A 12,435-nucleotide genomic window follows, 5' to 3' on the forward strand; every position below is an offset into this window, starting at 1 on the left:
AATTTAAATTATTTATAAAAACAAGGCTGTCCTTACTTTTCGGACAGCCTCTTTTTTATGAGAGAGTTTTAATAAGTTCTTGCTGCTCCTGAAGCTCCAGTTCGGCAATGATTTGTTTTTTCATGGTAGTGTGCACATAGTCTTTGGCTTCGGCATAGGATATGTTGTATTTCAGTGGAATTTCCTGAAGATGAACCGGAAAATCAGCCAATACTTTATCATAATAGCGGTCCAGTTCTTTTTCATTTGGCATTTCAAATTGTAATTTAATTTGAAATCTTCTGAGCAAAGCCGTGTCAATACTGCTGTAATAATTGGTCGCGCAAAGGAGTAAACAGTCCGACGGAAAATAATCAATCAGTTGAATAATAGTATTCACAAGGCGTTTCATTTCGGCAACATCTTTGTCCTGATTGTCCCGACTTTTGCCAATCTGATCAAATTCGTCCAAAAACAAAACCGCTTTTTCGCGAATGGCTTTATCAAACAGGGCTTTTACATTTTTGGAAGTTTCGCCAATTTTGGCATCGATTATCGTACTCAGATTTACAATAACAATGTTCTTGTTTAAAGCATTTGCTATGGCTTTTGCAGTGGTCGTTTTACCACAGCCCGAATGCCCGTGAAGTAGTATTTTATGATCTACTTTCAGCTTGTACTTTTTTAATTCCTCAATATATTTATGTTCCTTTATCGTCTGAAGCAGTGCAGCTTTATTCTCTTCGCTGAATAGTAAATCATCCAGTGCTATTTTTTCAGTATCGTTTACAACAAGTTCGTACAGATTCATTTGAGATTTTATTTGGTGCAAAATTAGACTTTATTCTGCAATATTTTCGTTCCAGATTTCTTTTCCTAAAAAGCGATTCCCAAAAATGGCAGTTCCAACCCGTATTAAATTTGAACCTTCGGCAATAGCCAGTTCTAGATCCTGCGACATTCCCATTGAAAGTTGTAAATTAGGGATCTCTTCAGGTTCAGCGGCATAAATCTCATCCCTGATTTTTCGCAGTAAACGCAAAGACGGACGCATTTTTTCCTTTTCCACATCCAATAATCCGATCGTCATGAGCCCTTTGATTTTTAGCGTTTCGTAACGTTTTATTTTTTGAATAAATGAAAGTACTTCCGTTGGAGGCAAGCCAAATTTACTTTCTTCAAACGAGGTGTTTACCTGTATAAAAACATCCAGTGTTCGTCCTTCTTTTTGCAATTGTTTGTCTAATTCATTGGCTAAACTCAATCGGTCAAGAGACTGAATGCAAGTGACGTACTTAAGAACGTCTTTTACTTTATTGGTTTGAAGATGGCCAATAAAATGACGTTCCACTTTTAAATCTTTTAAGATCGGATTTTTATCGCGCAATTCCTGCATCTTATTTTCGCCAATGAGCGTTTCGCCTGCTTCGATTGCAATTTGAATGTCATTGGCGGTAACGGTTTTAGTAGCCAGTAATAGCCTGACATCCGACACATTTCTTCCGGAATTTTTACAGGCATTTTCAATACGCTGATGTACCTGTTTCAAATTAAATAGCACTTCTTCTTTCATGAGGACAAAAGTAATCGCAAGGAAGTGGATGGAGAAGATCCAGTTTTGAGTATAAGTAATAGTCCAGTTTCGGGTTAAACTGGACCAGATTATCGCTATAAATGAAAAAACTGGATTATTTAGCAGGCCCGGAATCGCACTAATTTTGTACGGACAATGAAGTCAAATTAAAAACAAATTAAAATGAGTAAATCAATTTTTTATCATGCCGGTTGTCCGGTTTGTATTAGTGCAGAACAGGATATTTTAAGTCTAATTAACCCTTCTGAGGTTGAAGTTGTTAATTTGGGGGTCGATAAATTCAGAATTCCCGAAGCTCAAAAAGCGGGATTGAAGTCGGTTCCGGCTTTGGTAACACCCAATGGAAATGTACTTCATATCAATTTTGGCGCTTCTATAGCAGACGTAATTGGGTAGGTTTATTGTGAAATGTTAACTGTGAAATGTTAGCTGTAAAATGTAAAATTTAAATAGTATGAAGATAGCGGTGTGGGATACTTATGTGATCCGAAAAGACGGAACAGTAATGCATTTTGATATACTAGTTGACGAAGCCACCGTTGATGAAAGTCAGATTTTTGAATATGGCAAAATGTATCTTAAAACAGTAGCGCAGGAAGATCAGCCGCTGACCTCAAAGGAATGTAAATTTTGTCATATTGATAAAGCTCCTGCTGCTGTTGAAAGTCAGATTCTTAGGGATGGGTTCTCGATTATCGAAATGGAGAATTGCAATTAACGGATTCTTTAGTTTTGTATAAAAAAGGCTGAAACGTTATGGTTTCAGCCTTTTTGATAGCTATAGAACTTATGTTTTTATGTGTTAAAATGAATTTAAAGACTATAAACTTTTTAATTTTTTCATAAAAACCGGAAATACTTCATTGAGTTCTTCAAAGAGCGGATTGTTGCGGTGCTTTAGTTTGATTTCGCTGAATAATTTTAAACCAAGCGCAAATTGCGTAGCTTCATAAGGGTTTTCAAATATGTTTTTTTCTTTTATTTTTTCGATGATGCCAAATATTTCATCGTGATTGTCAAATTCTATTCCCAGTTCTTTTGCAGGTTCTGTTTCACCGTTTGCGTACTCTTTTAAGCTTAAAGTCAGATAATATTTGTTGGATCTTTTTTGCATGATATTATTTTTTTTAATTTACTTCAACCATTTGTCAACGATGGTTTTAAAGGTCTCTTTGTATTGTTCGCCAACCGTTATTTCATTTTTATTGATAAATATCGAATTCTTGCTTATCGCATTTATTTTATCCAGCGCAACAATAAAAGAACGATTGATCCGCATAAATTTTAAGGCAGGTAATTTTTCTTCTAGTGCTTTTAAGGAAATCAAAGACATCAATCCTTTTTGAGAATCTTCAAGATGTACTTTTACATAATCTTTCAGACTTTCGATATAGAGAATGTCTTTTAATGAAATTCGAACCCACTGGTATTCCACTTTCAGGAAAATAAATTCATCGTCGGCAGTAACCGACTGAAATTGATTGGATGCTTCTTCCGACAATTGTAAAACTTTGTTGGCGGCCCTTAAAAATTCTTCATAGCTAAAGGGCTTCAAAAGATAATCGACAGCATTTACGCGGTAACCTTCAATAGCATAATGATTGTAAGCTGTCGTGAAAATAATTTTGGGTAAGGGCCCCGGCTGTTCCTGTAATAGACGAGCGAGTTCCATACCGGTTAAATTGGGCATATTGATATCCAGAAAAACAATATCCGGCTGCTGTTCCCGTATTTTACTCATGGCTTCTACTGCATTATCACAGCTGCAGGCCAATTGTAAAAAAGGAGTTTGTTCTATAAAGGTCTCCACCAGTTTTAAAGCTAGCGGTTCGTCATCTACTGCGATACATTTTAATACAATCATTGTTCTAACGTTATTTGCAGGTTTACTTTATATTTTCCGTTTTGATCGACACCGGCGGTCAAAGTATGTTTGTTGGGATAGATCAGATGCAAGCGGCGTTTGGTATTGGTTAAGCCAATTCCTCCCGGTTCTGTTGAAGCTGTTTTTTCAAAAAAAGTATTCTCGACTTCAAATTCAAGATGGGTTTCGTTTTGCTTCAATACAAAATGAATTTCACTTTTGTCGGTAGCATGTACACCGTGTTTAAAGGCATTTTCGACCAAAGGCAATAACAGCATCGGAACAATCGGATAATCGTGAATTTTTTCCGGAATATCCGCTGTAACCGTTAGTTTACTGTTGGCACGGAGTTTCATCAAAGCAATGAAATCCTTCATGAACTCGACTTCTTTTAATAAGGTCGTTCTTTCGCCTTCGGTACTGTAAAGCAGGTAGCGCATCATTCGGCTTAAAGTGTGTAATGCACTGCGGGAATCTTCAATATTGGTATAGGTAAGTGAGTAAATACTGTTAAGTGAATTGAAGAAAAAGTGCGGATTGATTTGCGCTTTCAGCATCGCCAGTTCGGCCATTGTTTTGTCCTGTTCCAGTTTTTGTTTGTGCTGTGCCGCTCTTTGCCAGTGTTGCAACATGGCATAACTGGTACTGATTCCTAAAACCAGTAAGGTTAAGCTAAAAATATAGTTGTCGAAATAATCATTTCTGTATTTCTTAAATCCAATAAGTGCCGCCAGTTTATTGTGTAAATCGGTGTTTAAATTATAGAAATAAGAAAGTAGCTGCATTGCAAAAATGATCCAAAGAATCCATAATAAAAATGGGCCAATTTTGTCTTTAATGATCGTTTTCGGAACAATGATTTTGGCATTGTAGTAAAAAATCACAATCATAAAAACTAAGACAACAGTTTGCCACAACCAAAAAATGTAGGGAAGTACAATATTCCAGGTAAGGGGTATATAAAAGAGTTGAATGTAACCTAATAGTATCCAGGCCAGGATGTGTAATCCGGTAGACATAAAGGGTTTAAAAAAGTGGGTTGCCATTATAAGTTTTGATTTTAAGGACAATATTACATTTTATTTGAACAGTTTATAAAACCAATCGCCCAAAACAGATTCACAATCCGTAAAAACCATTTTAGAGCCGACGAGACTATTACAAAAATACTTATTTATGAGGGAACATCTTCCATCGGCTCTCATCTAATCTTTATCGATTGCAGCAGGCTTTTCGTCTATTGTAAAAATTTTGCATGTACTATTTCAGTTCTTTTGTTCCTTAATAAATAGATAATCATACATTCGATAAAAATGAACAAGCAATCTTTTTTAAGTATTCTAGCAGCATCTATTATCATCACTTCGTGTGGAAACAAAAATGATAAAACCGCTCAGGCCGGAGGTGCACCACAAGTTAAAGAATATAAAACGCTGACTTTAGAACCTAAATCGGCGACTTTATATACAGATTATCCTGCCAGCATTCAGGGACAGCAAAATATAGAAATTCGCCCTCGGGTTGAAGGGTACATTGATAAGATTTTTGTTGATGAAGGTGCTGTGGTTCGAGCCGGACAGCCTTTGTTTAAAATTAGTGCTCCCGAGTACGAGCAGGAAGTTCGCACAGCGGCCGCAAGTATAAAAAGTGCACAGGCAAATTTAAGTGCAGCAAAACTAGCTGTCAATAAAGTTAAGCCTTTGGTTGAAAAAGGAATCATCAGCAAGTACGATTTAGAATCGGCACAATACACCTATGAATCGGCTTTGGCAACACTGGCGCAGGCGAATGCCAGTCTGGTAAATGCGAAAACCAATTTAGGATATACCACAGTAACCAGTCCTGTTGATGGCGTTGTGGGATCCATTCCGTTTCGTCTGGGAAGTTTAGTGAGTTCCAATACAACCGATCCTTTGACCACTGTTTCAAGTATCGGAAACGTGTATGCCTATTTTGCGGTGAACGAAAAAAAGCTCTTAAATTTTACTCAGAACACAGATCCGGGAATTTCACTGGCAGCTAAAATCAAAAAAATGCCTCCGGTTTCATTGCTTCTTTCTGACGGTACCGCTTATGGCGATAAAGGACATATCGAAACGGTAAACGGATTAATCAATACGGAAACGGGTTCGGTTACTTTCAGAGCACGTTTTCCCAATCCGAAAAGCATAATCAGAAGCGGAAACAGTACTACTGTCAGAATCCCGAATGAAGTTAACGAAGCGATTATCGTTCCTCAGAGTGCCACTTTCGAGCTTCAGGATAAATTGTTTGCTGTAGTGGTTGGAAAAGACGGGAAAACAAAAAATGCAAATATTACAGTTTTAGAAAATACGGCAGGAAATTATTATGTCGTAAAAAGTGGTTTGCAAACCGGAGATCAGATTGTTCTGGAAGGAGTGGCAGCACTTAAAGACGGAACAGCGATTAAAGCGCAGAACCAAAATGCAGAAACTGTTTACGCGGACTTAAAATAAAAACAAATGTTTAAAATATTCATACAACGACCAGTACTTTCTACGGTAATATCGGTTATTATCGTAATCCTGGGTATACTGGGACTGGCAGCACTTCCTATTGCGCAGTATCCGGACATTGCACCGCCAACCGTAAATGTGGCGGCAAGTTATACCGGAGCCAATGCAGATGTGGTACTAAAAAGTATCGTAATTCCGCTTGAAGAACAAATTAACGGTGTAGAAAACATGACTTACATGACTTCTACAGCGACTAACGATGGTAATGCCTCTATAAAAATTTTCTTTAAAGTAGGTACAGACCCTGATTTAGCTGCGGTAAACGTACAAAACAGAGTTTCCAGAGCTACAAGTTTATTGCCTGTTGAGGTAACTCAGGCAGGGGTAACCGTAACCAAAAGCCAAAGCAGTAACTTATTGATTTTCTCTTTATACAGTGATGACAAAGCTTACGATCAAACGTTTCTCCAAAATTACGCCAAGATCAACCTGGTACCACAAATTCAGCGTGTAGTGGGGGTAGGAGATGTTACTGTTTTTGGTTCAAGAGATTATTCGATGCGTATCTGGCTGAAACCGGATGTGATGCAGCAGTACAAATTGATTCCGAGCGATATTTCGGCAGCTTTGGCAGAACAAAACATTGAGGCCGCACCGGGTAAATTTGGAGAAAACGGAAACCAGGCTTTTCAATACGTAATCAAATACAAAGGCCGTTTAACAAGCGCAAAAGAATTTGAAGACATCGTCATCAAATCGGCCGGAAACGGACAATTGCTGCGATTAAGAGATGTGGCAAAAGTAGAATTGGGTTCCCTAAGTTATTCTTCTACAAGTACAACAAACGGACGCCCGTCTGTAGGGGTTGCGATTAGCCAGACGCCCGGTTCGAATGCGCGTGACGTAATTAATAATTCTAAAAAACTTATTGATGAAGCCGTAAAAATGTTCCCTAAAGGAGTAAAATATACCGTTCTGATCAATGTTAATGAGAATCTGGATGCCTCAATTGAAAAAGTAATCCATACTTTGGTAGAAGCCTTTATTTTAGTTTTCATCGTAGTATTTATTTTCCTTCAGGATTTCCGATCGACTTTAATTCCGGCGATTGCCGTTCCGGTTGCGATTGTAGGAACATTTTTCTTCCTGAATTTATTCGGATTTACCATTAACCTGCTGACGCTATTTGCGATGGTTCTGGCCATTGGTATTGTGGTCGATGATGCGATTGTAGTCGTCGAAGCGGTACATGCCAAACTCGACAATGGGTATAAATCCTCTAAGAAAGCGACGATTCACGCCATGAACGAAATTTCGGGAGCGATTATTTCGATCACACTGGTAATGGCAGCCGTATTTATTCCGGTAACCTTTATTACCGGTTCAACCGGGGTTTTCTACAAGCAGTTTGGTATTACGCTGGCGGTAGCGATTATACTGTCGGCAGTAAATGCGCTTACTTTGAGTCCGGCTTTATGTGCTTTACTTTTAAAACCACATGCTGACGATCACAAACATCAAAGTTTCATTCAGCGTTTTTACACCTCATTCAACGTTGCATTTGACAATGTAACCGAAAAATACAAACGTTCCGTTCAGTTCCTTTCCGTAAAAAAATGGATTGTATTAGCGTCTATACTTATTGCCGCGGGAGCTTTGTTTTATATGATGAAAACAACCCCGTCAGCCTTCGTTCCGGCAGAAGATCAGGGAGTAGTTTTTGCAAACATCAGCTTACCGCCTTCAGCCTCTATGGAACGTTCGGATGTAGTGGCGAAAAAAGTAGACAGTATTGCACATACCATTCCGGGAGTTGAGAACACCCTTCGTATCGTTGGTCAGAACTTTACAGCGGGTGCGGGTAGTGCTTATAGTATGGTAATTGTGAGGCTGAAAAGCTGGGAAGACCGCAAACTGAGCGTCGATGATGTAATTGGACAGCTGTTTGCTAAAACGAGCGGAATTCGTGAAGCGAATATCTTCTTTATTTCACCGCCAACCATTCAGGGATTTGGACAAAGTGGAGGATTTGAATTCCAGTTACAGGACAAAGGAGGGCACAGTACAGCTGAATTTTATAAAGTAAACAATGAATTTCTCGCCAAGCTTTCGGCACGTCCGGAGATACAATATGCAACGACGCCTTTTAATCCGGGATTCCCTCAATATATGATGGATATTAATCTGGCAAAAGCGAAAGATGCAGGAGTTTCTGTCAATACCATTTTGTCAACCATGCAGGGATATTATGGTGGATTGTACGCTTCCAATTTCAATAAATTCGGGAAACAATACCGTGTAATGATTCAGGCTTCTCCGGAATTCAGAACCAATACCGAAGGATTGAACAAAATATTTGTCCGCAACAGTGCAGGAACTATGGCACCCATTACTGAATTTGTAAAAATGACCAGAGTATTTGGACCAGAATCGATTTCAAGATTTAACTTGTTTACGTCTATTTCGATCACAGGAGCACCAAAACCGGGTTATAGTTCAGGAGACGCCATTAAAGCCATTCAGGAAGTGGCAGCAGAAAGTTTGCCTGCGGGTTATGGTTATGAATTTTCAGGTTTAACGCGTGAAGAATTAGCCTCAGGAAGTGAGACCGTCTTTATTTTTATATTGTGTCTGGTGTTTGTTTACTTCCTGTTAAGTGCACAGTACGAGAGTTATATTTTGCCTTTTGCCGTATTGTTTTCAATTCCGTTTGGATTGGCAGGAGCCTATTTGTTCTCGATTATTTTCAAACTGAACAGTAACATTTACTTGCAGATTTCGCTGATCATGTTAATTGGACTTTTGGCGAAGAACGGTATTCTGATAGTGGAGTTTGCCCTCGAGAGACGCCGAAAAGGATTGCCTATTGTTCAGTCTGCCATTGAAGGAGCGGTAGCACGTTTACGCCCGATTTTAATGACCTCTTTTGCCTTTATTTTAGGACTTGTTCCTTTAATGTTTGCTTCGGGAGCCGGTGCAGTTGGAAACAAATCCATTGGAACAGGAGCCGTAGGAGGGATGTTAATTGGAACCATTTTGGGAGTATTCGTTATTCCGGTATTGTTCATCATTTTCCAGAGTTTGCAGGAGCGTGTGAGTGGTCCGCCAAAAGAAAATTATGACGACGAAGGTGACGATGACGAGGAAGTACAGTTGGCAGAAACTCATAAAGAGTAATAATTTAATTCAAAAAAAATGACTCATAGTTCAAATAAATATATTCTTGTGGTACTGGCAGCCGCGCTGCTGAGTGCGTGCTCGATTACTAAGAAATACGAACGTCCATCGACGATTTCGACGGATAAGTTGTATCGGGATCAGGCTGCTGCCGATTCGACCACTATGGCGAGTATGCCCTGGCAAACCGTTTTTAAAGATGAAAAACTGAATGCTTTAATTCAGAAAGGATTGGATCAAAACCTCAATTTAAAGAATGCGATCGAAAATATAGTACAGTCCAGAGCCTCTTTGCAACAGGCAAAACTGGCCTATTACCCAACGCTGAATATTGATGCCAATGTAACGCATAATAAACAATCAAAGGCCGGACTAAACTTTCCGCCGGGAATTAACATCAATACATTAACAACAACTTCTAAATTAGGTTTGAGTACCTCTTGGGAAGCCGATATCTGGGGAAAATTAAGCAGTTCAAAAAGAGCGGCTTTGGCAACTTATCTTTCTACAGATGCGGCAAAACAGGCCATTCAGACACAATTGATTGCTGATATCGCCAACAACTATTTTTTATTGCTGGCCTATGACAAGCAATTGGAAATAACCAAGGCTACCTTGGAAAGTCGTATTAAAAATGTGGAAACGATTAAAGCTTTAAAAGAAGGCGCAATCGTAACCGGTGCAGCAGTAGTGCAGAGTGAAGCCAATCAGCATGCAGCTGAAGTTTTAATTCCGGATTTAAAAAGAAGTATTCGCGAAACCGAGAATGCACTTAACATTTTGTTGGGACAAGGCCCAGGAGCAATCGAAAGAGGCACATTAGGAAATCAGACCGTTCCCGAAAATCTGGCTGTAGGTTTACCGGCGCAATTGCTGGAGAATCGCCCTGATGTTCGTCAGGCCGAGTTTGATTTCAGAACAGCTTTTGAAACAACCAATATGGCCAAGACTTATTTTTACCCAAGTTTGACCCTTACCGCAAGTGGTGGATTCTCGAACCTGCAATTGACGGATTTCTTTACTAATTCTGTTTTTTACTCTTTGATAGGAGGGTTGACACAGCCTATTTTTAATCAGGGACTGAATAAAGCAAGACTTACAACAGCACAATCCAAACAAGTGCAGGCACTGAATAATTTTCAGCAAAGTCTTTTAAAAGCAGGACAGGAAGTCTCGAACGCTCTGTATGCTTATGAAATGGCAGTTGAAAAAGAAGATTCAAGAGAAAAACAAATTAAGGCCCTGGAAAAATCAGTTGATTTTACACAACAGCTTTTAGAATATAGCTCGGCTACCAATTATACGGATGTACTAACTTCCGAGCAAAACCTATTGGCCGCCCAATTAAGCGGAATCACTGATAACCTGCAAAAATTGCAAGCCGTCGTTGATTTGTATCGTGCTTTAGGTGGCGGATGGAAATAGTCTTCGCGGCTTCTATTATTTTAAATTTTGAAACGAAAAGCGCCTCAGTTGATGAGGCGCTTTTTTTATTATATTTTTTTAACTGCTATTTTAATAAATGGGTTATGTTTTGAAATTTTAATTTTTCAAAGTACCTTCCAAATGATATTTTTCCAAGTCATTCTTGGCACTAATAGATCCTAAATCAGCACTTTTAGTCAAATTTTGCAATGCAAATTCTTTACTTTTTTTGTCTAGTTTTTTAATTGCTTTGTAATTGAATTTTCCACCATTATTAATTTGAATCATTGTTCTATAAATATTATAATAAGCATCCCTATCATTATATTTATAAGCCATGACTAGAGAATAAGGAAGTGTCAATTCATATTCTTCTTTTTCATAATAATAAATGCACAAGCTTGCATATAAATTTTTATCCCCGGATTTTACAATTATTGCTTTTGCTTCTTTTATTTCAGAATCCTTCAAGATTCCATTATTACAGGAAGTAAACAACGTAATTAGTAAAACACAATTAATTAAGGTCTTTATTTTATCAATCATTAAATCTAGTTATTATACTGTAAATGTATTTTAGGTGGATCTTTTTCTGTTATAACAATATTTTTTTATAAATTTTTCTTTCATACAATTAAAATCCACTTGAACGATAAGTATTTAAAGGTCTTTTTTTAAATAAGACTTTCTACTTGGATCAGGCCCTGGTGATATTGCGTTCGTATCAATTATTATTTTGAATTCATCCATTTTCTTTTTTATAATGATAGAAGTATCATAAATTTTAGGTTTGCCATAAAAATATAAAGTAATCGTGTCATTTACCAAACGGACATCTTTAATATTTGTGGAATTAACAATAGTATCGCTTCTGTCATTTTTTGAATCGTAGAGCAATATATAATCAGCACTCGTTGAAGCGACATTCGAATAATAAAACCATTCTATCGTTTTATTATTTGCTTTTATTTCCTTTAAATACAGACGGTCTTTTCGCTCTGGTTTATTTGTACAACCTAAAGTGGCAATAGCCATAAGGATTAAAAATTTTCTCATTGTTTATTTTGACTTCTTTTATTTAGGCTCATTACTAAAATCAGTTATTTTTTCGAACTTTGATGGATAACCTTTTGTTTGACCAAGGTTACCTATTTTATAAAAAATTGCCTCAAGACTCTCACTATCTATAGCTTCTTGAACGAATTTTTTAATTGTTTCTTTTTTTAAATCTTTTAGTATTACCATGGTGTGGGCCCAGAAAAAGGTGCTTTCATCTCGTTCTAAAAGCATTTTTATGTTATTTGTCGTAAAAAGAGTGGCAAAAAAGATCTCTTTATTCTCTAAAACTACATTAATATCTAAATTGTCATTTTCGTAGTTTTTAACTTGATATCCAGCAGGTACAGTTATTTTGAATTTCATATGTAATTTCTTCTCCATTTGAATTTAATTCTTTGATTAGTCATGGAGATGTTTTATAAATTAATCGTAATGGTAGGAGTTGGAGTCTAATATTCCTCACTTTTTTTAAATAATTTTATCCAAAAAATATTGACTATTAATGTATTTTGATTTTGTGAAAAAAGAATCAAATAATTGCGATATTACCGAACTACTTTTCTTTTGTAACTCTTTTTTTAAATTCCCAAGCGTGGTCATAAATTACTATTTCTAAATCTTGATTTTCTAAAACAAATATGTTAGCTCTATCTTCAGCTTCTTTAAGATTTTCAAAAGTGATATATGGATGACTATTGGTTTCAGTTTTCAAAAATCTAGTTTTTCCATCTAATTCTAATATTATTCCTGTTGCTATTTCGCACATTATAATGTAATACATGTTTTTTTATTAATTATCATTTATAGTATTTCGTAAAGACAATCACGCTACAAAATGTTCTTTTATTACATAGAATGCG

At 37.1% G+C, this 12,435-nt stretch carries 14 protein-coding genes; 5 read left to right on the forward strand and 9 right to left on the reverse strand.

Annotated elements, in window-relative coordinates; translation table 11 throughout:
• Positions 1-55 precede the first annotated feature (55 nt).
• Both ACN1CN_RS19265 and ACN1CN_RS19270 read right to left on the reverse strand, forming a co-directional pair.
• Positions 56-790 carry an AAA family ATPase gene (locus tag ACN1CN_RS19265; RefSeq protein WP_419136877.1) on the reverse strand — a complete coding sequence of 245 codons (735 nt, stop codon included), beginning with the start codon at positions 788-790 and terminating at the stop codon, positions 56-58.
• A gap of 30 nt (positions 791-820) precedes the next feature.
• Positions 821-1,552: a YggS family pyridoxal phosphate-dependent enzyme gene (locus ACN1CN_RS19270; RefSeq protein WP_419136879.1), complete on the reverse strand. Its 732-nt coding sequence runs from the start codon at positions 1,550-1,552 to the stop codon at positions 821-823.
• 183 nt (positions 1,553-1,735) lie between these two features.
• Between ACN1CN_RS19270 and ACN1CN_RS19275 the strand changes: the two genes are divergently transcribed.
• Together ACN1CN_RS19275 and ACN1CN_RS19280 are read left to right on the forward strand one after the other, a co-directional pair.
• Complete coding sequence (locus tag ACN1CN_RS19275) at positions 1,736-1,969, forward strand: thioredoxin family protein (RefSeq protein ID WP_419136881.1); 234 nt, start codon at positions 1,736-1,738, stop codon at positions 1,967-1,969.
• Between the two features lie 58 nt (positions 1,970-2,027).
• Positions 2,028-2,291, forward strand: a complete 264-nt coding sequence (locus ACN1CN_RS19280; protein ID WP_419136883.1) for a DUF2024 family protein — start codon at positions 2,028-2,030, stop codon at positions 2,289-2,291.
• A 102-nt stretch (positions 2,292-2,393) separates the two neighbouring features.
• Here ACN1CN_RS19280 and ACN1CN_RS19285 read toward each other — a convergent pair whose 3' ends face one another.
• From ACN1CN_RS19285 to ACN1CN_RS19295, 3 genes are read right to left on the reverse strand one after another with little or no spacing between them, the layout of a single operon-like run.
• On the reverse strand, positions 2,394-2,687 hold the full coding sequence (locus tag ACN1CN_RS19285; RefSeq protein WP_419136884.1) for a DUF3861 domain-containing protein: 294 nt from the start codon (positions 2,685-2,687) through the stop codon (positions 2,394-2,396).
• Between the two features lie 18 nt (positions 2,688-2,705).
• Complete coding sequence (locus ACN1CN_RS19290; RefSeq protein ID WP_419136886.1) at positions 2,706-3,437, reverse strand: LytR/AlgR family response regulator transcription factor; 732 nt, start codon at positions 3,435-3,437, stop codon at positions 2,706-2,708.
• Positions 3,434-4,483: a sensor histidine kinase gene (locus tag ACN1CN_RS19295; protein ID WP_419136888.1), complete on the reverse strand. Its 1,050-nt coding sequence runs from the start codon at positions 4,481-4,483 to the stop codon at positions 3,434-3,436. Before ACN1CN_RS19295 ends, ACN1CN_RS19290 begins: the two co-directional genes overlap by 4 nt.
• 267 nt (positions 4,484-4,750) lie before the next feature.
• Between ACN1CN_RS19295 and ACN1CN_RS19300 the strand changes: the two genes are divergently transcribed.
• Genes ACN1CN_RS19300 through ACN1CN_RS19310 form a run of 3 tightly spaced genes read left to right on the forward strand, consistent with a single transcriptional unit; the run spans position 4,751 to position 10,516 of the window.
• The gene (locus tag ACN1CN_RS19300; protein WP_419136890.1) at positions 4,751-5,914 is read left to right on the forward strand and encodes an efflux RND transporter periplasmic adaptor subunit; all 1,164 of its coding nucleotides are present in this window, start codon (positions 4,751-4,753) and stop codon (positions 5,912-5,914) included.
• 6 nt (positions 5,915-5,920) lie between these two features.
• Positions 5,921-9,091: an efflux RND transporter permease subunit gene (locus ACN1CN_RS19305; RefSeq protein ID WP_419136891.1), complete on the forward strand. Its 3,171-nt coding sequence runs from the start codon at positions 5,921-5,923 to the stop codon at positions 9,089-9,091.
• 18 nt (positions 9,092-9,109) lie between these two features.
• Positions 9,110-10,516: an efflux transporter outer membrane subunit gene (locus tag ACN1CN_RS19310; RefSeq protein WP_419136893.1), complete on the forward strand. Its 1,407-nt coding sequence runs from the start codon at positions 9,110-9,112 to the stop codon at positions 10,514-10,516.
• Between the two features lie 117 nt (positions 10,517-10,633).
• Here ACN1CN_RS19310 and ACN1CN_RS19315 read toward each other — a convergent pair whose 3' ends face one another.
• The 4 genes from ACN1CN_RS19315 to ACN1CN_RS19330 form a co-directional block, all read right to left on the reverse strand.
• Positions 10,634-11,062 (reverse strand): hypothetical protein, encoded by a 429-nt coding sequence (locus tag ACN1CN_RS19315; RefSeq protein WP_419136894.1) that lies wholly within the window; start codon positions 11,060-11,062, stop codon positions 10,634-10,636.
• A gap of 114 nt (positions 11,063-11,176) precedes the next feature.
• A complete protein-coding gene (locus ACN1CN_RS19320) occupies positions 11,177-11,572 on the reverse strand; it encodes a hypothetical protein (protein ID WP_419136896.1) in 396 nt (131 codons plus the stop codon).
• Between the two features lie 18 nt (positions 11,573-11,590).
• Complete coding sequence (locus tag ACN1CN_RS19325; RefSeq protein ID WP_419136898.1) at positions 11,591-11,956, reverse strand: hypothetical protein; 366 nt, start codon at positions 11,954-11,956, stop codon at positions 11,591-11,593.
• 172 nt (positions 11,957-12,128) lie between these two features.
• On the reverse strand, positions 12,129-12,356 hold the full coding sequence (locus tag ACN1CN_RS19330) for a hypothetical protein (protein ID WP_419136900.1): 228 nt from the start codon (positions 12,354-12,356) through the stop codon (positions 12,129-12,131).
• Positions 12,357-12,435: the final 79 nt, after the last annotated feature.

Source organism: Flavobacterium sp. T12S277 (genome assembly GCF_048514875.1).
In the GTDB taxonomy this organism is placed as follows: Bacteria; Bacteroidota; Bacteroidia; order Flavobacteriales; family Flavobacteriaceae; genus Flavobacterium.